The 22,155-nt window shown below is 66.0% G+C and carries 22 protein-coding genes; 8 read left to right on the top strand and 14 right to left on the bottom strand.

The window, feature by feature from the left end; all coding sequences use genetic code 11:
• Nucleotides 1-33 precede the first annotated feature (33 nt).
• Complete coding sequence (locus tag CAL13_RS19545) at nt 34-228, top strand: hypothetical protein (protein WP_086073286.1); 195 nt, start codon at nt 34-36, stop codon at nt 226-228.
• Between the two features lie 23 nt (nt 229-251).
• Here CAL13_RS19545 and CAL13_RS19540 read toward each other — a convergent pair whose 3' ends face one another.
• From CAL13_RS19540 to argB, 4 genes are read right to left on the bottom strand one after another with little or no spacing between them, the layout of a single operon-like run.
• Nucleotides 252-1,214, bottom strand: coding sequence for a 3-hydroxyacyl-CoA dehydrogenase family protein (locus CAL13_RS19540; protein WP_086073285.1), 963 nt, complete (start codon nt 1,212-1,214; stop codon nt 252-254).
• A 17-nt stretch (nt 1,215-1,231) separates the two neighbouring features.
• A complete protein-coding gene (slmA, locus tag CAL13_RS19535) occupies nt 1,232-1,807 on the bottom strand; it encodes a nucleoid occlusion factor SlmA (RefSeq protein ID WP_086058868.1) in 576 nt (191 codons plus the stop codon).
• A gap of 31 nt (nt 1,808-1,838) precedes the next feature.
• Nucleotides 1,839-2,585 carry a pyrimidine 5'-nucleotidase gene (locus CAL13_RS19530; protein ID WP_086058867.1) on the bottom strand — a complete coding sequence of 249 codons (747 nt, stop codon included), beginning with the start codon at nt 2,583-2,585 and terminating at the stop codon, nt 1,839-1,841.
• On the bottom strand, nt 2,585-3,484 hold the full coding sequence (gene argB, locus CAL13_RS19525) for an acetylglutamate kinase (protein ID WP_086058866.1): 900 nt from the start codon (nt 3,482-3,484) through the stop codon (nt 2,585-2,587). Before argB ends, CAL13_RS19530 begins: the two co-directional genes overlap by 1 nt.
• A gap of 191 nt (nt 3,485-3,675) precedes the next feature.
• Between argB and CAL13_RS19520 the strand changes: the two genes are divergently transcribed.
• On the top strand, nt 3,676-4,533 hold the full coding sequence (locus CAL13_RS19520; protein WP_086073284.1) for a MetQ/NlpA family ABC transporter substrate-binding protein: 858 nt from the start codon (nt 3,676-3,678) through the stop codon (nt 4,531-4,533).
• Between the two features lie 108 nt (nt 4,534-4,641).
• Here the strand turns inward: CAL13_RS19520 and CAL13_RS19515 are convergent, their stop codons facing one another.
• Complete coding sequence (locus CAL13_RS19515; protein ID WP_086073283.1) at nt 4,642-5,385, bottom strand: aldolase; 744 nt, start codon at nt 5,383-5,385, stop codon at nt 4,642-4,644.
• A 157-nt stretch (nt 5,386-5,542) separates the two neighbouring features.
• Between CAL13_RS19515 and CAL13_RS19510 the strand changes: the two genes are divergently transcribed.
• Together CAL13_RS19510 and CAL13_RS19505 are read left to right on the top strand one after the other, a co-directional pair.
• Complete coding sequence (locus CAL13_RS19510; protein ID WP_086073282.1) at nt 5,543-6,037, top strand: MarR family transcriptional regulator; 495 nt, start codon at nt 5,543-5,545, stop codon at nt 6,035-6,037.
• A gap of 68 nt (nt 6,038-6,105) precedes the next feature.
• Complete coding sequence (locus CAL13_RS19505; RefSeq protein WP_086073281.1) at nt 6,106-7,662, top strand: DHA2 family efflux MFS transporter permease subunit; 1,557 nt, start codon at nt 6,106-6,108, stop codon at nt 7,660-7,662.
• Here the strand turns inward: CAL13_RS19505 and CAL13_RS19500 are convergent.
• Both CAL13_RS19500 and CAL13_RS19495 read right to left on the bottom strand, forming a co-directional pair.
• Nucleotides 7,595-8,755, bottom strand: a complete 1,161-nt coding sequence (locus CAL13_RS19500) for a DNA topoisomerase IB (protein WP_086058861.1) — start codon at nt 8,753-8,755, stop codon at nt 7,595-7,597. The two genes, CAL13_RS19505 and CAL13_RS19500, sit on opposite strands and share 68 nt — an antisense overlap.
• A 74-nt stretch (nt 8,756-8,829) precedes the next feature.
• Nucleotides 8,830-10,752: a glycoside hydrolase family 15 protein gene (locus tag CAL13_RS19495; RefSeq protein ID WP_086073280.1), complete on the bottom strand. Its 1,923-nt coding sequence runs from the start codon at nt 10,750-10,752 to the stop codon at nt 8,830-8,832.
• Nucleotides 10,753-11,038: 286 nt separating this feature from the next.
• Here CAL13_RS19495 and CAL13_RS19490 point away from each other — a divergent pair, with 286 nt between their 5' ends.
• Complete coding sequence (locus tag CAL13_RS19490; RefSeq protein ID WP_086073279.1) at nt 11,039-12,754, top strand: response regulator; 1,716 nt, start codon at nt 11,039-11,041, stop codon at nt 12,752-12,754.
• Nucleotides 12,755-12,772: 18 nt separating this feature from the next.
• Here CAL13_RS19490 and CAL13_RS19485 read toward each other — a convergent pair whose 3' ends face one another.
• The 7 genes from CAL13_RS19485 to rpe form a co-directional block, all read right to left on the bottom strand.
• A complete protein-coding gene (locus tag CAL13_RS19485; protein ID WP_086058858.1) occupies nt 12,773-13,282 on the bottom strand; it encodes an acyl-CoA thioesterase in 510 nt (169 codons plus the stop codon).
• Nucleotides 13,283-13,361: 79 nt separating this feature from the next.
• Nucleotides 13,362-14,150: an indole-3-glycerol phosphate synthase TrpC gene (gene trpC / locus CAL13_RS19480; protein WP_086058857.1), complete on the bottom strand. Its 789-nt coding sequence runs from the start codon at nt 14,148-14,150 to the stop codon at nt 13,362-13,364.
• A 1-nt stretch (nt 14,151) separates the two neighbouring features.
• Nucleotides 14,152-15,177 carry an anthranilate phosphoribosyltransferase gene (gene trpD / locus CAL13_RS19475; RefSeq protein ID WP_086058856.1) on the bottom strand — a complete coding sequence of 342 codons (1,026 nt, stop codon included), beginning with the start codon at nt 15,175-15,177 and terminating at the stop codon, nt 14,152-14,154.
• A gap of 23 nt (nt 15,178-15,200) precedes the next feature.
• Nucleotides 15,201-15,773: an anthranilate synthase component II gene (locus CAL13_RS19470; RefSeq protein ID WP_086073278.1), complete on the bottom strand. Its 573-nt coding sequence runs from the start codon at nt 15,771-15,773 to the stop codon at nt 15,201-15,203.
• A 29-nt stretch (nt 15,774-15,802) separates the two neighbouring features.
• A complete protein-coding gene (gene trpE, locus CAL13_RS19465) occupies nt 15,803-17,323 on the bottom strand; it encodes an anthranilate synthase component I (protein WP_086073277.1) in 1,521 nt (506 codons plus the stop codon).
• A 262-nt stretch (nt 17,324-17,585) separates the two neighbouring features.
• Nucleotides 17,586-18,293, bottom strand: coding sequence for a phosphoglycolate phosphatase (locus CAL13_RS19460; protein WP_086058853.1), 708 nt, complete (start codon nt 18,291-18,293; stop codon nt 17,586-17,588).
• A 112-nt stretch (nt 18,294-18,405) separates the two neighbouring features.
• Nucleotides 18,406-19,122 carry a ribulose-phosphate 3-epimerase gene (gene rpe / locus CAL13_RS19455; protein ID WP_086073276.1) on the bottom strand — a complete coding sequence of 239 codons (717 nt, stop codon included), beginning with the start codon at nt 19,120-19,122 and terminating at the stop codon, nt 18,406-18,408.
• Between the two features lie 96 nt (nt 19,123-19,218).
• On the opposite strand from rpe, the gene apaG reads away from it, so the two are divergent.
• From apaG to CAL13_RS19440, 3 genes are all read left to right on the top strand, one after another.
• The gene (apaG, locus tag CAL13_RS19450; RefSeq protein ID WP_086058851.1) at nt 19,219-19,593 is read left to right on the top strand and encodes a Co2+/Mg2+ efflux protein ApaG; all 375 of its coding nucleotides are present in this window, start codon (nt 19,219-19,221) and stop codon (nt 19,591-19,593) included.
• A gap of 65 nt (nt 19,594-19,658) precedes the next feature.
• Nucleotides 19,659-20,969: a murein transglycosylase A gene (gene mltA, locus CAL13_RS19445; RefSeq protein ID WP_086073741.1), complete on the top strand. Its 1,311-nt coding sequence runs from the start codon at nt 19,659-19,661 to the stop codon at nt 20,967-20,969.
• Nucleotides 20,966-22,135, top strand: a complete 1,170-nt coding sequence (locus CAL13_RS19440; RefSeq protein ID WP_086073275.1) for a UbiH/UbiF family hydroxylase — start codon at nt 20,966-20,968, stop codon at nt 22,133-22,135. Before mltA ends, CAL13_RS19440 begins: the two co-directional genes overlap by 4 nt.
• Nucleotides 22,136-22,155 lie beyond the last annotated feature (20 nt).

Here is a 22,155-nt window from a genome sequence, read left to right as displayed (position 1 = left end):
CCCGCCCCGGACCGGGCGGGGGAGCAGCCCCACATGCGCGTTCGGCAGACCCTGGCCCGGCGGGGCCGCGAATACGGCGAGCGTCTGCGCGCGCGGGGCGGCCGCGTCGATAACTGGCGTCTTGCCGGGATGGGCGTGACCGGCAATTCGCATATGCTGATGATGGACGACAACAGCGACGATATCGCGGCGCGCATTTCGGCGTGGATCGTGGCGCAGGCCGCCTGAACGCCCGATCAACCGTTGCGCCTTTACGGTTCGATCGGCGGCAATTCCTTCTCGATCAGCGCCAGGCCGGCGCGCAGCAAGGCGGCGTAGCGCGCTTTTTCCGCCGCCATCGTTTCCGGTGTCCAGGCGTAGAACCCTTCGCCGGTCTTCATGCCCAGCTTGCCCGCCGCAACCCGCTCGGTCAGAATCGGGAAGGGACCGTCCGCTTTCGATAGCGAAGGATAGGTGGTGGCGGTAGCGGCGCAATGCACGTCCAGGCCGGCATGGTCGCGCTGCATGACCGGCCCCGCGGCCAGGAAGCGGAACCCGAAACCGAATCGCACCGCCGCGTCCACGTCTTCCGCGCTGGCTACGCCCTCCTGAATCAGCGCGAAGGCCTCGCGGGTCAGGGCATGCTGCAGTCGGTTGCCGAGAAAGCCGGGCACGTCCTTGCGGACCAGCACGGGCACCATGCCGCAGCGGCGCATGAATGCCGCCAGGTGCTCTCCGCTGGCGACGTCGCTGTCCGCGCCCAGCACCACCTCGACCAGCGGGATCAGGTGAGCCGGCATGAAGAAATGCAGCCCGAGCATGCGGGCGCGGGTATCCAGACCCTGTGCGATCTCGCTGATGGGAAAACTGGAGCTATTGCTGGCCAGCAGCGCACCGGCAGGGGCGCGGCCGACGAGATCCGCGAACAGCTTGCGCTTCATCGGCAGCGATTCCGGTATGCATTCGATCACCAGATGAACGCCTTCCCATGCGACCGCGTCGAGCGATGCGACGACCTGGATTTTCTGCGCCAGTTCCGCCATGCCGCGTTCGGCAAGGCCGGCGCGGGTCCGCTCCCGGATCGTATCGTGGCGATCGGCCGCCGGCTCCACGACCGTGACGCCAGCCTGGGCCCGCGCCAGCACGACCGCCACGTCGGCGCCCATGGTGCCGCCGCCCACCACCACGGCACGGCAAAGGGAAGGGCGCGGCAGCGCCGGTATCGAAGTGTCCATGGTGTCTCCCGTTCGAATCAGCCCAGTGCCAGACGCAGCTGGGCGTCAAGATGTGCGGTGGGCGCCACGCGCCACCCGCTTTGCGCGTAACGCAGCCAGCGTCCCAGCACGAAATGGGTCAGCAGGCTCGCATGCGCGCTGACGTCGGCGTTCGCCGGCAGCCCGCCATCGGAGACGGCGTTGCGCAGCGCCTGCCGGAAAGAGGCCTCGATGCGATCGTTGATGTGGTTGATGCGTTCCTGCAGCCGATTGTCCTCGGTAACCAGGGCATCGCCGGTCAGCACGCGCGTCATGCCCTTGTTCCGTTCGGAAAAGGTGAGCAGCATGTCCACCATGCGGCGCGCCTGGCCGATGCCCTGCGGCTCGGCGGCGCCGATCTGGTTGACCAGCGAGAAAATGGTGTGTTCGATGAACTCGATCAGGCCTTCGAACATCTGCGCCTTGCTGGCGAAGTGGCGGTAAAGCGCCGCTTCCGAAACCTGCATGCGCGCGGCCAGGGCGGCGGTCGTGATGCGTGCGGCGTGCGGCTGTTCCAGCATCTCCGCCAGGGTCTGCAGGATCTGCGTTTTCTTTTCGCCGGTTCTGCTTGCCATGCCGAAGGCTCCTTCTTCTTGTTGACGGGCTCTAGCGCCTGAGCGGCCGCCGGCGCAAGAGCAGTTCGCTGACCGAGTTCACCCGCAGGTCAACATAACTGGGACGATTGCGCCCGCCTTTGCTGAAGGGCGTCCCGGGGTGATGAATGTGCACGGTACGCAGGCCGGCCCGGCGCGCGCCGCGCAGGTTTTCCAGGGTGTCTTCAACCAGCACCGTCCGCGCCGCCGGCACGCCTTCGCGCGCCAGGACGCGCCGCAGCAAGGCGACGGACGGCTTGGGGCGGTAGTTCCCGTGCCAGTTCATGTGCTCGATCGCCCACAGGCTGTCGAACTGCTTCAGCAAGCCCAGGTGGCGCAGCACCGCGCGGGCGTAATGCAGCGGCGCGTTGGTCAGCAGGACCTTGCGGCCGGGCAGCCGCCGCAGTTTGCCGGCGAGCCCGGACTCGGCCTTGATGAGCGACCGCACGTCGAAGTCGTGGCTCATGCGCAGGAAGGCATCGGCGTTGACGCCATGATGGCGCACCATGCCGATCACGGTGGCGCCGTAGCGTTTCCAGTACTTGGCGCGCAGGGCGTTGGCCGTATCGGCGTCCACGCCCAGCGTTTCGGCCACCGCCCGGGTCATGCCGGCGTCGATGCGCGGGAAAATCGCATGCGACGTGTTGTGCAGCGTATTGTCCAGGTCGAACAGCCAGAGCCGCTCGGGCGCCGCCGTGGCGACACGGCGCGAGCGGCGCATCCGGGCGGCCGGCCTGAGCAGATGCCGATGGATACGCATCAGCGCGAGGTGATCATGGTGCCGACGCCCTGGTCGGTCAACAGTTCCAGCAACAGGCAGTGAGGCACGCGGCCGTCAATGATGTGGACCGAATTCACGCCGCTGCGCGCGGCGTCCAGCGATGAGGAAATCTTCGGCAGCATGCCGCCGGAAATCGTGCCGTCGGCGAACAGCTCATCGATCGCGCGGGCCGACAGGCTGCGCAGAAGCTGGCCGTTCTTGTCCAGCACGCCCGGCGTGTTGGTCATCATCAGCAGTTTTTCCGCGCCCAGCACTTCCGCCATCTTGCCGGCCACGACGTCGGCATTGATGTTGTAGGCCTTGCCGTCCTGGCCGTAGCCGATGGGCGAGATCACGGGGATGAACTGGTCGTCCTGAAGCGCCTTGACGACCGCCGGATCCACCTGGGTGATGTCGCCGACGAAGCCGATGTCCAGCGGCTGGTCTGGATCGTCCTTGTTGGCCATCAGCTTTTTCTGGGCGCGGATCAGGCCGCCATCCTTGCCGGTCAGGCCCACGGCCTTGCCGCCGGCCTCGTTGATCATCATGACGATGTCCTGCTGCACCTGCCCGCCCAGCACCCATTCCACGACTTCCATGGTCTCGGCGTCGGTCACGCGCATGCCCTGCACGAAAGTGCCGGTCTTGCCGACCCGCCGCAGGGCGTCATCGATCTGCGGCCCGCCGCCGTGAACCACAACCGGATTCAGGCCGACGAGCTTGAGCAGCACGACGTCGTGGGCGAAGCTGCGCTGCAGGCGTTCTTCGGTCATCGCGTTGCCGCCGTACTTGACGACGATCGTCTTGCCGTGGAATCGCCGCAGGTAAGGAAGGGCCTCGGAAAGAACGCTTGCCTTCAGGGCGGGAGACAGGACGGCGGTATCGTTGGTATCGGTCATGGCGGCAGAAACGCGATGCAAAAATAGGAGCGGCGCGGGTCGTCCCGCCCGGACTTCGGATTGTATTACCGGTCGGGCCATATTCCATGCGCGCATAAGAAGATGCGGTGCAAAATGCCCGCTTCATGTAGATTTGAGCCCCTTTTCATTCAACGGTTAATGTGGGAACCATCCAACCAGGAGGACAAAAAATGATCGAAAAACCGTCGCGCGTCCGCGCCGCTGCGGCCGGACCCGCCAATCCCGCCCGCCGGGCGCTGGCTGCCTGCCTTGCAGTCCTGGCGTCCGGCCTGTCGGCCGCGCTGCTCGCCGCGGCCCCCGCCGCCGCCGCGGAAAAGCTGAGCGTGGCCGCCACCCAGGTGCCGCACGCGGAAATCCTGGAGTTCGTCAAACCCACGCTCGCCAAGGAAGGCGTGGACCTGGACATCAAGGTCTTCAGCGACTACGTCCAGCCCAACCTGGCGACTGCCGACAAACAGGTGGACGTCAACTTCTTCCAGCACCAGCCCTATCTGGACACCTTCAACCGGGATCGCGGCACCAACCTGGTGTCCGTGGCGAAGGTGCACGTGGAGCCCTTCGGCGCCTACTCGCGCAAAATCAAGAACGTGTCGGAGCTCAAGAGCGGCGCAACGGTGGCGATCCCCAACGACGCCACCAACGGCGGCCGCGCCTTGCTGCTGCTGCAGAAGCAGGGCCTGATCAAGCTGAAAAACCCCAACGACATCCGCGCCACGCCGTTGGACGTCGTGGACAACCGCAAGAACCTGAAATTCCAGGAACTGGAAGCGGCCATGCTGCCCCGGTCCTTGGACGACGTGGATCTGGCGTTGATCAATACCAATTACGCGTTGGAGGCCAAGCTGGTCCCGACGCGCGATGCCCTGTTCATCGAAGGCGCGGATTCACCGTACGCCAACATCATCGTGGCGCGTCCCGATAACAAGGACGCCGCCGCCGTGAAAAAGCTGGTCCAGGCCTTGCACACGCCGCAAGTGAAGACCTTCATTCAGGAGAAGTACAAGGGCGCCGTCGTCCCGGCATTCTGATCGCGGCACTGCCGTAGGCGCCGCGCGTGCTCTGGCCCTGATGCCTGGCGCCGGCGGCGCTGCGATGCCGCCATGCCATGCCGCCATGGCATGGCATGGCCGGTCCATTCAACGGCCGGCCGGCGCCAGCCGGCGGCGCAGCGATTCGAAGAACAAAGTGGATTGCAGCCGTTCGTCCTGCATCTGCATCGCGACGTGGCGCGCGGTCGCCTCTGCCACCGGTTCCAGCGGCTGGCCGGTCGAAAGCGCCAGCACTTCGGCCTGGCAGGCCCGCTCGAGAAAGTACAGGTCGTCGTAGGCATAGTCGATGCGTTCGCCGCAAACCACGACGCCGTGATTCCCCAGGAAGAGAACGTCCGCGCCCCGCATGGCGCGCGCGATACGTTCGCCTTCGGCCGCATCGAGCGCCAGGCCGTCGTAGCGGGCATCGATGGCGACGCGCCCATGAAACCGCATTGCCGTTTGGGATAGCCGGGTGTCCAGGCCCCGGCGGGCGGTCAGGGTCAGCGCTGTCGCATAGGGCATATGCGTGTGCAGCACGCAGGTCTTGCGCGCCAGGCGATGGATCGCCGCATGGATGAACATGGCCGTGGTTTCGACGCTGTGCCGGCCCGCCAGCTTGACCCCTTTGGCGTCGACCAGCACGATATCCTCGGCATCGACCTCGCTCCAGTGCAAGCCGCGGGGGTTGATCAGGAAGCGGTCGCTGTCGTCGGGCAGCGCCACGCTGAAGTGATTGCAGACGCCTTCCTCCAGACCATGGTGCGCCGCGGCGCGCAGGGCCAGCGCCAGATCGGCGCGCAGGGACAGGATATCGGCGGTGTGCGGAAGGTCGCGCTGTGTATGCGGCATGTGCGGAAGCGGAAGAGGGCAGCGAGGCCGGAACCGACGATTTAACCTCAACGCCCGCGCGCCGCACAGTGGAGTTGGTCCGGCGTTGGTGCCGTTCAGTCCTTCGTCAGTGCCGCCGGCGATAAAATAACGTACGTTATCGGTTCGACGCGACGCGATGACTTCCTCCTTCGATCCATTCGAACAAGCCATGCGCGAGCTCGCGATGCGCCTGACCGCGCGACAGCAGTTGCGCGAGTCCGTGCTCAGCCGTTTGTTCACCCATGTCGCTGGCCGCCTGGCCGACTATATGGATGCGCCCCTGCGCGAGCATGGCCTGAACTCTACCTTGTGGACGTCGCTGGTCGTCATCTACGCCAGCGAAGGGCACCGGCTCAAGCCGTCCGAGCTGAGCGTTTTCATGAATTCGTCGCGGACCAACAGTACGCGGGTGGCGCGGGAACTGCAGCGGCAGGGCTATGTGGACCGGCTGGCCGGCGAAACCGACCGCCGCCAGGTGTTCCTGCAGCTGACGCCCAAGGCGCTCGCGTTCGTGAAGCAGTATCTGCCGCGGCGGCGGGCGCAGCTGAAAGCCCTGTTTTCGAATTTCGAACCGGCAGAAATCGACGAGCTGGAGCGGCTGCTGCGCAAGCTGCTCCCTCATCTCGAATGAAGGCGCGATCCGGGCTGTCCCGATGGCGCCTTTTTTTTGTCCATATAGTAACGTAGGTTATTAAAATCATGGCTGCTTCCGGTCATCCGGCCGCCGTCCCGCATCGGGGCATGATCACGGTCTCCATCATGCTGGCGACCATCATGCAGACGTTGGACAGCACCATCGCCAACGTCGCGCTGCCGCACATGGCAGGGGGATTGTCCGCCTCTCAAGACCAGATCACATGGGTGTTGACGTCCTATATCGTCGCGGCCGCCATCGCCACGCCCGTCACGGGCTGGCTGTCTGGGCGCTATGGCCGGAAGATGGTTTTCCTGGTCTCTATCGCGGGCTTCACGGTGATGTCCGTGGCATGCGGCGCGGCGGTGAATCTAGTGCAGATCGTGCTTGCCCGCCTGCTGCAGGGGGCCTTCGGCGCCGCGCTGGTCCCCCTGTCGCAGGCGGTGATGCTGGACGTGAACGAGCCCAAGGACCATGCGAAGGCCATGGCGTTGTGGGGCATGGGCGTGATGCTCGGGCCCATCCTCGGCCCCACATTGGGCGGATGGCTGACCGACAATATGAACTGGCGCTGGGTTTTCCTGATCAACCTGCCCGTCGGAGTGCTTTCCTTCTACGGCGTGGCGCGATACATCCACGAAGATCGCAAGGCCGGCAGCGCCGCGCGCTTCGATGTCTTCGGTTTCGCCACGCTGGCCGTGGCGATAGGCTTGCTGCAGCTGATGCTTGACCGCGGGGAGCAGGCCGATTGGTTCGACGCCATCGAGATCCGCACCTACGCCGTGTGCGCCTTCGTCGCCTTTACTTTTTTCGTTCTGCATACGGCCACCACCGGCGAGCACTCCTTCTTCAAGGTCGCGCTGCTGCGCGACCGCAATTTCGCCATGGGCCTGGCGTTCTACTTCCTGCTCGGACTGCTGCTGTATGCCACCCGCGCCCTCTTGCCGCCCCTGCTGCAGACGCTGCTCGGCTATCCGGTGGTGACCACCGGCGTCGTCACCGCGCCCAGCGGATTCGGCACGATGGTGTCCATGCTGCTGGCGGGCCGCCTGGTGGGCCGGTTCGATGGACGGCTGATCATCGCGCTGGGATTCGGGCTGACGACATTTTCGCTTTGGCAGATGTCCGCCTACACGCCGCAGATTACGGAGTGGGACGTGATCGTTCCCTCCTTCATCCAGGGGCTGGGGCTGGGCTTCACGTCCGTGCCGCTGACCACCATGACGTTCTCCACGCTGGACCGGGCGCTGCGGTCCGACGGGACGGCCATTTACAGCCTGTCGCGCAATATCGGCAGCAGCATCGGCATTTCCGCCATGCAGACCCTTCTGGTTCGCAACAGCGCCACCCTGCATGCCTCGCTCGCGGCCTATGTGTCGGCCTCCACGCTGGCGGCGCATCCGGATGCGCTGTCGCGGGTGTTCAACGTCGGCAACGCCGCCGGATTGGCGGGACTGAACGAGGTCATCACGAATCAGGCCAGCTTCATCGCCTACCTGGACGATTTCCGCTTCATGATGTGGATGACGCTGGCGGCGATTCCTTGCCTGTTGTTCATGCGGACGCGGCGGGCGCCGCCTGCCGCCGGGCAGGACGAGCTGCAGCACGTCGCGGCGGAATAGGCTTGCCCATGCTTTCCTGCGGCGTGCTGCTCAGGAACTGCAGGAGGCGGCGCTCTTCCGCGTCCAGTCCCCGGGGCGTCGGCGGCGCGGCTTTCAGGGGCGGCAGGGTTCCCGCGAGGTAGTCCTCGATGATGCGCGGATGGATATAGCACTGACGGCACACCGTAGGCGTATTGCCCAGCCGCCGCGCCACGCCCTTGACCACTTCCACCACGATGCGCTTCGCCTCCGTCTGGGAAGTCCAGGGGCGCTTGCGCAGCTCCGCCAGCGCCAGCACGGAGCCGGCCCACGTGCGGTAGTGCTTGGCGGTGAAGTCGGCCTGCCCGGCTTCGCGCAGATAGTCGTTCACGGCGCCGGAATCCACGGTGCGGACCTTGCCATCTTCGTCGCGGTAGGAAAACAGTTCGTGGCCCGTGATCTCCATGCAGCGCTTCACCACCGCCGCGATGCGCCGGTCGTTGACCGTGACGTCGTGCTCGACGCCGCTCTTGCCCTTGAAGCGGAAGCGGATACGGTTGCCCGCCACGGTGGTGTGACGGCGCCGCAGCGTCGTCAGGCCGTACGAGCCGTTGTCGCGTGCATAGGCAGGAGAGCCGATCCGCACCAGCGTGGTTTCGAGCAGGCGCACGACCACGGCCACCACGCGGTCATGCGACATGCCGGGCCCGCGCACGTCGCGCTCCACCTTGCGCCGTATGCGGGGAAGGGCGAGCGCGAAGGCTGACAGTTGCTCATACTTGTTGGCGTCCCGGACGGCATGCCAGGACGGGTGATAGCGGTACTGCTTGCGCCCCCGGGCGTCCCGCCCCGTGGCCTGGATATGGCCGGCGGGATCGGGACAGATCCACACGTCGGTATAGGCGGGAGGAATGACCAGCGCATTGATGCGGGCAATTTCCTTGGGGTCCCGGACGCGCTTGCCGTCGGGAAAGTAATAGGCGAATCCGTCGCCGTCCGGCTTGCGGGTAATGCCCGGGCCCCGGTCGTCCACGTACTTCAGTCCCGCGACCTCGCAGCAGGCGTCCTCCGGCGCAGGCGATGCCGGCGAAGCGGTGGTATCCGCGCTGGCTGGCGATTCCCCGGTGTGCAGCATGTCGTGGCGTCCCTTGCGTTGTCATCCGTGCCGCTGCGGCGGCGGGCACGGGGTGCAAGCGGCGTGCCCGCACGTCAATCGCCGGAGGCGGGCACGGCCGGAGTGGTGGCGGCAGCGATGGCCTGGGAGGCTTGCGCGCTGGCATGCGGGTCCGCCTTGCCTTCACCGTGGGCGCCCGAGCCGTTGTGCGGCGCCGCGCTGCGCGAGCGCTGGCGAGCCGGACCCTGCGCCTGCAGCAGGTTGTAGGCGGTGTTGACCAGACCGATATGCGAAAAGCCCTGCGGGAAGTTGCCGACCAGCCGGCGGCGCACCGGGTCGTATTCCTCGGCCAGCAGTCCCAGGTCATTGCGCAGGTCGAGCAGGCGCTCGAACAGGGCGGCCGCCTCGTCCAGCCGGCCTTGCATGACATAGGCGTCCGCCAGCCAGAAGCTGCACGCAAGGAAGACACCTTCGTCCTGGCCGAGGCCGTCGTCCGCGCTTTCCGGCACGTAGCGCATGACCAGGCCATCCCGCACCAGGCCTTTTTCCACGGCGGCGATCGTGCCGGCGACGCGCGGGTCGTCGATCGGCAGAAAACCCACCTGAGGGATCAGCAGCAAACTGGCGTCAAGCGCCTTGCCGCCGTAGTACTGGACGAAGCTGTTCATCCCCGCGTCGAAGCCATGGCGCAGAATGTCCGCGCGTATGTCGTCGCGCGCCCGCCGCCAGTTGTCCAGGGGGCCTTTCAAATGGAATCGTTCCGCGGACTTGATCGCCCGGTCGAAGCCCACCCAGCACATCAGGCGCGAGTGGGTGAAGGCGCGGCGGGCGCCGCGGACTTCCCAGATTCCATGATCCATGGTGTTCCAGCGTTGCTCCAGGGGCGCCAGCAGCACCCGCTGCAGCCGCCATGCCTCTTCCAAAGGCGCCAGCTCCGCTTCGCGGGCGGCATGCAGCGTGTCGATGAGTTCGCCGTAGATATCCATCTGAATCTGCGCGGACGCCGCGTTGCCGATGCGCACCGGCTTGCTGCCTTCGTAGCCGGGCAGCCAGGGGATTTCCATTTCTGGCAGGCTGCGTTCGCCGGCGATCCCGTACATGATCTGCAACTGGCTGGGATGTCCCGCCGCGGTCCGCATGAGCCACATGCGCCACGCCTCGGCCTCTTCCCGATAGCCGGCATTCAGCAGTGCGTACAGCGTCAGCGCGGAATCGCGCAGCCAGCAGTAGCGGTAGTCCCAGTTGCGCGTGCCCCCCAGGTTTTCGGGGAGCGAGGTGGTGGGCGCGGCGACAATGCCGCCGGTCGGGCGGAAAGTCAGCAGCTTGAGCGTGATCAGCGAGCGGACGATGGCTTCATGCCATTCCGGAAAACGCCGGTCCGTGCGGCAGCGCTTGGACCATTCCTTCCACCACGAAACCGTGCGGTCGAGACTTTCCAGCCGGTCCGGCACGAAGTGCGGCGTCTTGTGGGACGGGTGGTACGAAAGCGTGAAAGGCATGTGCTCGCCGGCCTGGATCTTGAAGCACGATACGGTTCGCAGGTCCTTTCCTTCCAGCGGCGCCCGCGTATGAAGCTCGACGGCATCCGGTCCGGCGATGGCGCTGATGCCGTAGTCGCGCCGCCTCACCCAAGGCACCGCCTGTCCATAGTTGAAACGCAGGATCAAGTCCATGTCCATGTCGACATGGCCCTCATCGCCGCGCACGATGCGCACCACGTCCACGCGCTCTTCGTCGTCGCTCAAGGGCATGAAGTCGAACAGCGTGGCCGCTCCCGTCGCCGTTTCGAAACGCGTCTCCAGGACTGCCGTACCGGGGATATAACGCCGGCTCGACCGGAATTCTCCTCGAGGCCGCAAGCGCCAGCAGCCGTGCTCCTCCGTTCCCAGCAGGGCGGCGAAGCACGCCGCCGAATTGAAATGCGGCAGGCAAAGCCAATCGATGGAGCCGTCCCGCGACACCAGCGCCGCGGACAGCATGTTCCCAATCAGACCGTAATCTTCGAGCGGTTTCGACATAGTGCAAACCTGTTGTGAACGGGGAGAAGGCTATCACGCCAGCTTCTTACGGGCCCCGGCGCCGAGACCGCCGATGAGGGCCGTCATCTGGCTGCAGGCGGCACGCCGCGTGCTGCAACGCGGGGTGACTCCGGCAGCGACCGCCCGGCGGTTGTAACAAAGCCGGGACGCGGCTTTTGCCCGGTTACAACCCTTGAAGTCCGGACGCATGACCCTTCGGTAGACTCCGTTTTGCGATGGCCGTTCCGCGCCGTGCGGGGGGACCTTGGCGCGTATGGGATGAAACATGGAGACGGCTCTATTTCAAAAGAACCACAACGATGAATCGGGAGACCAGGTGAACGACGCGGCGCATGTGCTCATCCTAACGCCACATGGGCGCGATGCTGAAGTCATACGGGACGTCGTGGACGCGATCGGGGCGCGTTCGACCGGCTGCGACGACGCGCGCTGCCTGCTGTCCGAACTGGAGTCCGGTGCATCCTGCGCTGTCTTGCCCGCAGCGTCGTTGACGCCCGGCGTCCTTGACTCGCTGGCGGGTTGGGTGGTGCGCCAGGAGCCGTGGTCGGACTTTCCGTTCCTGGTCGTTGAGTCGTCCGAGTCGCCCCTTGCCGGTTCCGCGTCCGAGCGCTTCAAGCGGCTGGGCAACGTCATGCTGCTCGAGCAGCCGCTGCACGCGGACACGCTGCGCCTTGCCATTGCCACCGCGCTGCGCACGCGTGAACGGCAATACCGCGCCCGCGCGCAGCTGCAGCGTCAGGCTGAAACCGAAGAAGCGCTGCGCGTGCTGAACGAAACACTGGAAACGCGAATTTCCGAACGCACCCATGCCCTGGCCCGTGCGAACGACCGTTTGATGAAGGAAATCCGCGAGCGCGAGCGTACCCAAAGCGCGCTCGTGCAGTCGCAGAAGATGGAGGCCATCGGCCAGCTGACCGGCGGACTTGCGCATGACTTCAACAATCTGCTGAACGTCATCATGGGCAGCGTCGAACTCATCCAGCGCACTTCGCCGGACGAACGGGCGCGCCGGCTGGCCGCCAATGCCAAGCAGGCGGTTGAACGGGGCGCGAAATTGACGGCGCAATTGCTGGCTTTTTCCCGCAGCCAGAATTTGGACTTGCGGCCGACGGACGTAAATGAACTGCTGGCGGGCATGCGCGAGCTGCTTGGGCTGTCGCTGGGGCCCACCGTGCGGGTGCTGACGGAGTTCGCGCCGGACGTGCCCAAAGCCATTGCGGACGCCAACCAGCTGGAACTGGCGGTTTTGAATCTTTGCCTGAATGCGCGCGACGCCATGCCCTCCGGCGGCGTGGTGACGCTATCTACCGCGGTGCGGCAGACCCCGGAAGGCGATCTCCCGGCCGGGCGCTACATCGTCATCGCGGTCAAGGACACCGGCAGCGGCATTGCGCCCGAGACGCTCAGCAAGGTGTTCGATCCCTTCTTCACCACCAAGCCGGTCGGCAAGGGCACAGGGCTGGGGTTGAGCCAGGTGTACGGCATCGCCCGCCAGTCCGGCGGCACGGCGCGCATCGCCAGTGAACAGGGCCGGGGTACGGTGGTGGAAATCTGGCTCACGCCGGCCGACCCGGCCGCGCTGGACAACGAACCGCCCGCGCTTGCCGAAGACAAAGGCGGCGCGGCCCCCGCCAACGTGCTGGTAATCGACGACGACCCGTCGGTCCGCAACCTGATCGTCGAATGCCTCCAGATACTGGGGTACGAAGTACGGCAGGCGGCCGACGGCGAGGCGGGCCTGAAGCTGTTGCAGGAGCAGCCGCCGGACCTCCTGATGGTCGACTTCATCATGCCCAAGCTGAACGGGGCGGAGGTCATCGAACGGGCGCGCAGCCTGGTGCCCGACCTTCCCGTCATCCTTGCCACCGGCTACGCGGATGCGCAGGTCAGCGGCACGATCCTGGAGCACGAGAGGGTGCTGCAAAAGCCCTTCAATCTGGACCAGTTGGCGGCCATGGTGGCCGAAGCCTTGCAGCGCTGAGGCGTCTGGAGACGCGGGTCAGGCCGCCGCGCCGGTGACGTTCGATACGTTGCGCTTGATTGCATCGTGGCGGCGCTGCATTTCCTGCCGCAGCGCGCGGCGTTGGCTGGCGGCCTCGAAACGCTGCCGTTCCTCTTCCGTGCGGGGCTCCAGCGGGGGCACCGGCGTGGGGTTGCCCAGCTCGTCCACCGCCACCATGGTGAAGTAGCAGCTGTTCGTATGGCGCACCAGCTTTTGCCGGATGTCCTCGGTAATGACTTTGATGCCGATTTCCATGGACGTCCGGCCCGTGTAGTTCACCGACGCAAGAAACGTCACGAGCTCGCCGACATGGATCGGTTCCCGGAAGACGACCTGATCGACCGATAGCGTGACGACGTACTGCCCGGCATAGCGGCTGGCGCAGGCGTAGGCCACCTGGTCCAGGTACTTCAGGATATGGCCGCCATGGACGTTGCCCGAAAAATTCGCCATGTCGGGCGTCATCAGAATCGTCATCGACAGCTGGTGGCTGAAAGCGGCGTCCAAGGTCGCTCCTATGTGCTCGTTACGCGAAACAAAACGCGCGCCGCAGGCTGCCGGCGCGCCAACGTTGCGGGCCCAGTATTCAACCCATCAGCCGCGCCAGTTCGGCGCCTGGATCCTGGGCGCGCATGAATGCTTCTCCGACCAGGAATGCCTGGACATCGTGCTTGCGCATCATCCGCACGTCCTCCGGACGCAGGATGCCGCTTTCCGTCACGACGCGGCGGCCGGCGGGCACGCGGGGCAACAGATCCAGGGTGTTCTGCAGACTGGTCTCGAACGTGCGCAGGTTTCGGTTGTTGATGCCGATCAGCGGCGTGCGCAGCTGCGCTGCGATTTCGAGTTCGGCGGCATCGTGCACTTCGACCAGGACGTCCATGCCCAGTTCCAAGGCGCAGGCTTCCAGCTCTTTCAGCCGCGAAGGCGTGAGCGCCGCGACGATCAGCAGGACGCAGTCGGCGCCCAGCGCGCGCGAAAAGATGACCTGGTAAGGATCGACGATGAAGTCCTTGCGCAGCACAGGCAGGGGGCAGGCCGCGCGCGCCTGGCGCAGATAGTCGTGCGAGCCCTGGAAGAATTGCACGTCCGTCAGCACGGACAGGCAGGCCGCCCCATGGACGGCATAGGAAGCGGCAATTTCAGCGGGATTGAAGTTTTCCCTCAGCACGCCCTTGGAGGGGGACGCTTTCTTGATCTCCGCAATCACGCCGGGCTTGCCGGCGGCGATTTTGTCTTCGATGGCTTGCGCAAAGCCACGCACGTCCTGGCGGGCCTGCGCTTCGCGCAGCAGTTCCGATTCGCTGCGCATCTGGCGCGCGGTAGCGACTTCCTCGGCCTTTACAGCAAGGATCTTCGCAAGAATATCGTTCATCTCAAAATTTCCGGGTATAAGCGCAAAATTCTTCCAGCTTGCCGCGCGCCGCGCCGTTAGCAATCGTTTCGACGGCCAGCTTCAATCCGGCATCGATGGACGGCGCCGCATTGCCCGCATAGATGGCAAGTCCGGCGTTCAACGCGACGATGTCGCGCGCGGGACCCGGCTTGTCGTTCAGCGCTTCCAGGATGAGGTCGCGCGACTCCTCACGATTGGACACCTTGATGCCGCGGTTGGACATCATGGATAGCCCGTAGTCCTCCGGGTGGATCTCGTATTCAAGCACTTCGCCGTTCTTCAATTCGCCGATCATGGTCGCGGCGCCCAGGGAGGCTTCGTCCATGCCGTCCTTGCCATGAACGATAAGCACGTGGCGCGAGCCCAGCCGCTGCAGCACGCGCACCTGTATGCCGACCAGGTCCGGATGGAACACGCCCATCAATTGGTTCAGCGCGCCGGCGGGATTGGTCAGGGGGCCCAGGATGTTGAAGATCGTGCGCACCCCCATCTCCTTGCGCACGGCGGCGATATTTTTCATGGCGCTGTGATGCGCAGGCGCGAACATGAAACCGATGCCCACTCGATCGATGCACTCCGCCACGCCTTCCGAAGGGATCTGCACATTGGCGCCCAGCGCCTCGAGCACGTCCGCGCTGCCCGAGGACGACGATGCGCTGCGCCCGCCGTGCTTGGCGACCTTTACGCCCGCTGCTGCGGCCACGAACATTGCGGCGGTGGAAATGTTGAAGGTGTGGCTGCCGTCGCCCCCCGTGCCGCACATATCGAGCAGCTGTTCCGGATAGGGAGTCTGGACCGGCGTGGCGAACTCACGCATCACCTGCGCGGCGGCGGTGATCTCGCCTATGGTTTCCTTCTTCACGCGCAGACCCATCAGCAGGGCGGACGCCATCTGGGGCGACATCTCGCCGCGCATCAGCATGCGCATCAGGTGCAGCATCTCGTCGTGAAAAATCTCCCGGTGTTCGATGCAGCGCGTCAACGCTTCGGTCGGAGATATCGTCATGGTGGTCCCCTTTGCGGTGTCTTTTATCGGATGGCCAGGAAATTGCGCATCAAGGCATGGCCGTGTTCGCTCAGTACGGATTCGGGGTGGAACTGTACTCCGTAAATGGGCAGCGTTTTGTGACGCACGCCCATGATGTCTCCATCTTCCTCGGCGACGGCCGTGGCTTCCAGGCAGTCAGGCAGGGTGCCGGGGTCGATGGTCAGCGAGTTGTAGCGGATGACCGTATAGGGCGTGGGCAGTCCGGCGAAGATGTCGGTGCCCTTGTGGGCGATGCGGACGGTCTTGCCGTGCATGATGCGCGGCGCCCGCACGATATCGCCGCCGAAGGCCGCGCCGATTGCCTGATGTCCCAGGCAGACGCCGAGAATGGGAATCTTGCCGCCGAATTCCCTTATGACGGAAACCGAGATGCCGGCCTCGGCGGGCGAGCAGGGGCCCGGCGATACGCAGATGCGGTCCGGCTTCATGGCGGCGATTTCTTCAAGGGTGATCTGGTCGTTGCGCGCCACGCGCACGTCTTCGCCCAGCTCGCCGAAGTACTGCACCAGGTTGTAGGTGAAGGAGTCGTAGTTGTCGATCATCAGGAGGCTCATGGCCGTGCCCTCGCTTGTTCCGTTGTTCTTCAGATGGGCTGGTCCAGCCCGTTCTGCACCTGTTCGGCCGCGCGCAGCACCGCCCGCGCCTTCGCTTCCGTTTCGGCCCATTCGGCTTCGGGATTGGAATCCGCGACGATGCCGGCGGCGGCCTGGACGTACAGCGTGCCGTCCTTGATGACGCCTGTGCGGATGGCGATGGCTACATCCATTTCGCCGCCGTAGCTCAGGTAGCCCGCCGCGCCGCCATAGATGCCGCGGCGCACCGGTTCGAGTTCGTCGATGATCTCCATGGCGCGCACTTTGGGCGCGCCGGTCAGCGTCCCGGCCGGGAAGGCGGCGCGCAGCACGTCCATGCTGGTCATACGCGGATCCAGATCGCCCGTGACGTTGGAGACCAGGTGCATCACGTGGGAATAGCGCTCGATGGACATGGTGTCCGTTACCTTCACCGATCCGGTTTCGGCGACGCGGCCGACGTCATTGCGGGCCAGGTCGATCAGCATGACGTGTTCGGCGATCTCCTTGGGGTCGGCCTGCAGCTCCGCGGCCAGCGCGACGTCTTCTTCCGGCGTGGCGCCGCGTTTGCGCGTGCCTGCCAGCGGCCGGATGGTAATGCGCGATTTGGGCTGGCCGTTGTCGACAACGCGTTCCTGCCGCACCAGGATCTCGGGCGATGAACCCACTACGTGGAAGTCGCCGAAATTCCAGAAGTACATGTAGGGGGAGGGATTGAGCGACCGCAGCGACCGGTAGAGCGAAAGCGGCGAGTCCCGGAACGGTTTGGCGATGACCTGGCCCACCTGCACCTGCATCAGGTCGCCCGCCGCGATGTATTCCTTCGCGCGGCGCACCGCGGCCAGATAGTCTTCCTTCTGGAAATCGCGCCTTTCCTCGGTTTGCATGCTGGCGTGGCTGTACGGGATTTCCACGGGCTTGCGCAGCTTCTGGCGCAACTCGCGCAGGCGCTGTTGCGCGCGGGCGTAGGCCTCAGGCTGCGCCGGATCCGCATACACCACCAGGTAGATGCGGCCCGCCAGGTTGTCGACGATGACCAGTTCGTCCACATGCAGCAGCATGATGTCGGGCGTGCCTTCCTCCATGCCGGCCGGGAAGGGCTTGACCGCCGGGCCCAGGCGCGGCTCGATGTGGCGCACGGTGTCGTAGCCGAAGTAGCCGGCCAGCCCGCCGGCGAAGCGCGGCATGCCCGGCCGCAGGGCGACCTTGAAGCGGGACTGGTATTGCTCGATGAAGGCCAGGGGATCGCCGTGATGGGTTTCGACGACTTCGCCGTCATGCAGCACTTCGGTCACTGTCCCGCGGGCCTGGATCACGGTGCGGGCGGGCAGGCCGATGAAGGAGTACCGGCCGAAACGTTCGCCGCCCACCACCGACTCCAGCAGGCAGGTCATGCGGCCGTTTTCGGGCCCCGAATGGGCCAGCTTCAGGTAGATGCCGAGCGGCGTGTCCAGATCGGCATAGGTGTCCGCGATGAGGGGGATACGGTTGTAGCCCTGTGTGGCGAGTGCTTTGAATTCCAGTTCTGTCATGTCGGTCTCGTTTCGGTTTATTCGAGCCGGGCATGCAGCAAAAAGCCCGGCCAGTGTTCTGGTTCCGGGCTTGGAGATTTGTTGCGGTCGGCGCCGTTGCGCGGGTGCGTCGGACGCCGGGAAGTGCTTATCGCCACCCGGAAGACAAACGCCACCAGCGCCAAGCGGCGCCAAGCAGTTGCGTTCGGATGGGGGCGATCATTTGCGTATGTACGAGATGTCGGATGGTCTGGAAACGACGGCTCTGGAAGGGGCCGGGCGTTCAACCGTGCGCGGCGCTGGCGGGAAGGACGTTGCCGTCCCGGGCGATCCACTGCGCGGCCTCGACCAAGGACGACACTATACCATCGACTTCCAGCGTGCGCACGTCCACGCCTTCGTTGTAGCCGTAGGGCACGACTAGCACGCGGGTTCCGGCGTCGCGGCCCGCCTGCGTGTCGTTCAGCGAGTCGCCGATCGTCACGGCCTGCGCGGGCGATACGCCCAGCAGCGTGCATGCATGCAGGACCGGCTGCGGGTCCGGCTTCTTGCGGGCGCAGGTGTCGCCGCACACCGCAGCCGCGAAAAAGCCCGCCAACCCGGTCCGCTGCAGCAGCGGCAGTGTGAATTCCGTGGGCTTGTTGGTCACGACCGCCAGCCGCAGGCCCATGTCGCGCATTGCTTTCAGGCCCTCCAGCACGCCGTCGAAAACCACGGCCTTGTCGCCATTGACCAGGTGGTAATGGCGATAAAAGGACTCGCGGCCTCTGGCGAACAGCTGGGGATCGAGTTCGCCGTGTTCCTGCGCGCCGGCCAGGGCGCGCTGCACCAGCCGGTCCACGCCCTTGCCTACGAATGTGGCGATGACGTCTTCGCGCAAGGGGCCCATGCCCAGCTCCAGCCGCATGCCGTTGGCCGCCATGGCCAGATCAGGCACCGAATCGAGCAGCGTGCCGTCCAGGTCCAATAGCGCGGCTTTGATAGACGTCATGATGTTTTCCCTGGGGAGTGGCGGCCCGTCATGGGCGCGAAAGCGGTTGCGGTTGCGGCGGCGCGCGGGATGGACGGGTGGCAGGCGCCGGAAGCGGCGGACGCGATCGGGTTCAGGCCGGCAGCGTCGTTGCCTTGGCGATCTGTTGCCGCATGGCGCCGATGATGGCCGCATAGTCAGGATGGCCGAAGATGGCGCTGCCCGCGACGAAGGTGTCCGCGCCCGCGGCCCGGATCTCGCCGATGTTGTCGACCTTCACGCCGCCATCGACCTCCAGCGCGATATGCTGCCCGCCCGACTGCGTCCAGCGGTCGATGCGCCCGCGCGCTTCGCGCAGCTTCGTCAGCGCGGACGGCAGGAAGGACTGGCCGCCGAAGCCGGGGTTCACCGACATGATCAGAACGACATCCAGCTTGTCCATCACGTAGTCCATGTAGTCCAGCGGCGTGGCGGGATTGAACACCAGGCCGGCCATGCACCCGTGGTCGCGGATCAGCGATAGCGTGCGATCCACGTGCCGCGTCGCCTCGGGATGAAACGAGATGATGTTCGCGCCCGCCTTGGCGAACTGGGGAACCAGCTCGTCCACCGGCTCGACCATCAAATGCACGTCGATGGGCACGTCGACGTGCGGCCGGATTGCCGCGCATACCATGGGACCGATGGTCAGGTTGGGAACGTAATGGTTGTCCATGACGTCGAAGTGAATCCAATCGGCGCCCGCCGCGACGACGTTGCGCACTTCCTCCCCCAGGCGGGCGAAGTCGGCGGACAGGATGCTTGGCGCGATGCGGGTGGCGGGGGACAGGAAAGACATGGTCGGCGGCATTCAAGGGATAATGTGCCAATATTGTAGTTTGCCGGGGCGAGGGGCTGTCGCGCCCGCGCCGCCGTTGACCCGTCTCGCAAAAGGCCGGAATAGCCAGTGAAACCCTACGATCTCACCGTCGCGGTCGAACCGCGCTACGTGCCCGAGCAGTCCGATCCCGCGGAACAGCAGTATGTGTTCGCGTACACGGTGCGCATCACCAACACGGGCGAACATCCCGCGCAGGTCATCAGCCGGCACTGGATCATCACCGACGGCAATCAGCGCGTGCAGGAAGTGCGCGGCCTGGGCGTGGTGGGGCAGCAGCCCCTGCTCGCTCCGGGCGAGACCTTCGAGTACACCAGCGGCTGCCCGCTTCCCACGCCCGTGGGAACCATGCGCGGCACCTATCACTGCGTGGGCGAAAACGGCATCCCCTTCGAAGTGCCGATCGCGGAATTCCTGCTGGCGATGCCGCGGATATTGCATTGAGCCGGCCCCGCCCCGCTCCGGCGTCGTTGTTCCCGTCCTCCCTTGCCTTGTCGATGAAGCAATCCCTGTCCCGCCTGTTTCCGGTCGCGCTGCTGTTGAGCATGGCGCTGGCCGGCTGTTCGACCATTGCGCCTGACGTTCCCCCGGAAGAAAGCCCGGCTGCGGCGCCGGGCGCGCCGCAGCCTTCGTCTGCCGAAGCGCCGCTGGCGGTGCCGCCCCTGACGCGGCTGCCCGATACGCCGGCGCGCCCCCTGGCGGGGCGGTTCCAGCGCGTGTCGTACGCCGAGATCCCCGGCTGGCGCGATGACGACCTGGCGCAGTTCTGGCCCGTGTTCCTGCGCAATTGCAAGGGCCTGATGCGGCCGACCAGCGGCAATCTGACGCTCCCCGCCCGCGCCGCGCCACGGGCCTGGCAGCCCGTCTGCGCGGCGGCGGTGGATCCGGCGCGGCGTCCCGTCGCTACGGATCCCGAAAGCGTGCGCCGCTTCCTGCAGACCTATCTGCAGCCATGGCGCCTGCTGGCGGCGGACGGCAAACCCGCCGCGAATCTCGTCACGGGCTATTACGAGCCCTTGGTGCGAGGCTCGCGACGCCAAGGCGGGCTGCATCAGTGGCCGCTCTATTCCCCCCCGGACGACCTCCTCACCGTGGATCTGGGTGCCATCTACCCGGAGCTGGCGGGCAAGCGCGTGCGCGGCAAACTGGAAGGCAAGCGCGTGGTCCCCTACGACACGCGGGCCGAACTGGAAAACCCCGGGCGGCGGCCGCCCGCGCTCGTCTACATCGACGACCCCGTGGACAATTTCTTTCTGCAGGTCCAGGGTTCCGGGCGGGTCCTGCTGACCGATGGCCCGGACGCCGGCAAGACGATCCGCGTGGTGTATGCGGACCACAACGGTCAGCCTTACGTGTCGATCGGCCGCTGGCTGATCGATAAGGGGGAATTGAGCGCCGACCAGGCGTCGATGCAGGGCATCCGCGCGTGGGCCCAGCGCAATCCGCAACGGGTGCGGGAAATGCTGAACGCCAATCCGGCGGTGGTGTTCTTCAAGGAAGAGCCGCTGGTCGATCCCGAAGCCGGTCCGCGCGGCGCCTATGGGGTGCCGCTGACGCCGCGACGGTCGGTGGCCGTGGATGCTTCCTTCGTGCCGCTGGGCACGCCGGTTTTCCTGGGGACCACCTGGCCGGGGTCCGATCGCGCGCTGGAGCGGCTGGTGTTCGCGCAGGATACGGGCACCGCCATCCGCGGCGCCGCCCGGGCGGACTTCTACTGGGGTACCGGCGACGCGGCCGGACAGATGGCCGGCCGGATGAAGCAACGCGGACAAATGTGGGTACTGTGGCCTAAACAGGCCGGGGAGCCGAGCGCCAGATGAGCGAGGGTATCGTCGTTTGCGGGGCGGGGATCGTGGGCCTGGCGACCGCGCTGGCGCTCGCCCGCCGGCGCCAGCCTGTGTCGGTGCTCGCGCCTGCGGCCGCGGTGCCGCCGGCGCCGGCCGCGCACTACCACCCGCGCGTCTACGCCTTGTCTCCCGCCAGCCAGCGCTTCCTGGCGGAACTCGGCATCTGGGATGCGCTGCCGGCGGCCCGGATGGCCCCGGTGGATGCGATGGAGGTCCATGGCGACGCGGACGGCGCCGTCACCTTGACGGCCTGGCAGGCGGCCCAGCCCCATCTGGCCTGGATCGTGGAAGCATCGGAAATCGAACGTGTGCTGGCTCAGGCCGTCCGTTTATCCGGCATTCCCTGGATCACCGACCGTTGCGTCGGCTACCAGCGCGGCATGCTGCTGACCGAGGGCGGCGCCCAATTGCGCGCCGGGCTCGCCGTGGGCGCGGACGGCGCATCATCGCCGCTGCGCAGCGCCGCGGGCCTCGATCATCGGTCCGTCCCCTATGATGCGGTAGGGCTTGTCACACATCTGGACGCGGATCTGCCCCATCACGGTACGGCGATGCAGTGGTTCCGCGACGACGGCGTGCTCGCGCTGCTGCCATTGCCGGACACCGAACGCGGTCCCCAGGTTTCGATGGTGTGGTCGGCGCCGGCTGCGCAGGCCCGGGCGCTGCAGGCCCTTCCTGCCGAAGAACAGGCGCGGCAACTGTCGCGTCACCTGGCGCACATAACCGCCGGACGGCTGGGCGAGGTGCGCATGAATATCGGTCTGCATGGGTTTCCGCTTTTTGTCGAGCATGCCCAGATGGTTGCGCCCGGCGTCGCGCTGGCAGGCGATGCCGCCCACCGGGTCCACCCCTTGGCCGGACAAGGCCTGAACCTTGGGCTGGGCGATGCCGAGGCGCTGGCTACAATCGTTGCGCAACGCGAACCTTACCGGGGACCGGGCGATCTCCGGGTATTGCGGCGCTACCAGCGCGCCCGCGCCGAACCGGTGCTCGCCATGCGCCTGGTCACGGACGGATTGCACCGGCTGTTCGCCAGCCGGGGGGCCCCGGCTGCCTGGCTGCGCAATGCCGGCATGCGATGGGTGGACGCGATGCCGTCCATCAAACGCCTGCTGATCGAGCAGGCTTCCCGGGGTTGACGCAAGGCAAGGCCGTTCCA

It is taken from the genome of Bordetella genomosp. 9, assembly GCF_002119725.1.
Classification (GTDB): Bacteria; Pseudomonadota; Gammaproteobacteria; order Burkholderiales; family Burkholderiaceae_B; genus Bordetella_C.
Note: the sequence above shows the minus strand (reverse complement) of the source record. Positions and strands in the feature narration are given on the sequence as shown.

What these genes read in the sequence shown, in the direction of transcription:
- CAL13_RS19460 (WP_086058853.1), bottom strand. Translation starts at nt 18,293, where the DNA reads ATGACGTCTATCAAAGCCGCGCTATTGGACCTGGACGGCACGCTGCTC.
- CAL13_RS19530 (WP_086058867.1), bottom strand. Translation starts at nt 2,585, where the DNA reads ATGCGTATCCATCGGCATCTGCTCAGGCCGGCCGCCCGGATGCGCCGC.
- CAL13_RS19520 (WP_086073284.1), top strand. Translation starts at nt 3,676, where the DNA reads ATGATCGAAAAACCGTCGCGCGTCCGCGCCGCTGCGGCCGGACCCGCC.
- CAL13_RS19510 (WP_086073282.1), top strand. Translation starts at nt 5,543, where the DNA reads ATGACTTCCTCCTTCGATCCATTCGAACAAGCCATGCGCGAGCTCGCG.
- rpe (WP_086073276.1), bottom strand. Translation starts at nt 19,122, where the DNA reads ATGCCGCCGACCATGTCTTTCCTGTCCCCCGCCACCCGCATCGCGCCA.
- CAL13_RS19505 (WP_086073281.1), top strand. Translation starts at nt 6,106, where the DNA reads ATGGCTGCTTCCGGTCATCCGGCCGCCGTCCCGCATCGGGGCATGATC.
- CAL13_RS19470 (WP_086073278.1), bottom strand. Translation starts at nt 15,773, where the DNA reads ATGAGCCTCCTGATGATCGACAACTACGACTCCTTCACCTACAACCTG.
- CAL13_RS19545 (WP_086073286.1), top strand. Translation starts at nt 34, where the DNA reads ATGCGCGTTCGGCAGACCCTGGCCCGGCGGGGCCGCGAATACGGCGAG.
- CAL13_RS19490 (WP_086073279.1), top strand. Translation starts at nt 11,039, where the DNA reads ATGGAGACGGCTCTATTTCAAAAGAACCACAACGATGAATCGGGAGAC.
- slmA (WP_086058868.1), bottom strand. Translation starts at nt 1,807, where the DNA reads ATGGCAAGCAGAACCGGCGAAAAGAAAACGCAGATCCTGCAGACCCTG.
- trpD (WP_086058856.1), bottom strand. Translation starts at nt 15,177, where the DNA reads ATGACGATATCTCCGACCGAAGCGTTGACGCGCTGCATCGAACACCGG.
- trpE (WP_086073277.1), bottom strand. Translation starts at nt 17,323, where the DNA reads ATGACAGAACTGGAATTCAAAGCACTCGCCACACAGGGCTACAACCGT.
- CAL13_RS19500 (WP_086058861.1), bottom strand. Translation starts at nt 8,755, where the DNA reads ATGCTGCACACCGGGGAATCGCCAGCCAGCGCGGATACCACCGCTTCG.
- CAL13_RS19540 (WP_086073285.1), bottom strand. Translation starts at nt 1,214, where the DNA reads ATGGACACTTCGATACCGGCGCTGCCGCGCCCTTCCCTTTGCCGTGCC.
- argB (WP_086058866.1), bottom strand. Translation starts at nt 3,484, where the DNA reads ATGACCGATACCAACGATACCGCCGTCCTGTCTCCCGCCCTGAAGGCA.
- trpC (WP_086058857.1), bottom strand. Translation starts at nt 14,150, where the DNA reads ATGAACGATATTCTTGCGAAGATCCTTGCTGTAAAGGCCGAGGAAGTC.
- CAL13_RS19440 (WP_086073275.1), top strand. Translation starts at nt 20,966, where the DNA reads ATGAGCGAGGGTATCGTCGTTTGCGGGGCGGGGATCGTGGGCCTGGCG.
- CAL13_RS19495 (WP_086073280.1), bottom strand. Translation starts at nt 10,752, where the DNA reads ATGTCGAAACCGCTCGAAGATTACGGTCTGATTGGGAACATGCTGTCC.
- CAL13_RS19515 (WP_086073283.1), bottom strand. Translation starts at nt 5,385, where the DNA reads ATGCCGCATACACAGCGCGACCTTCCGCACACCGCCGATATCCTGTCC.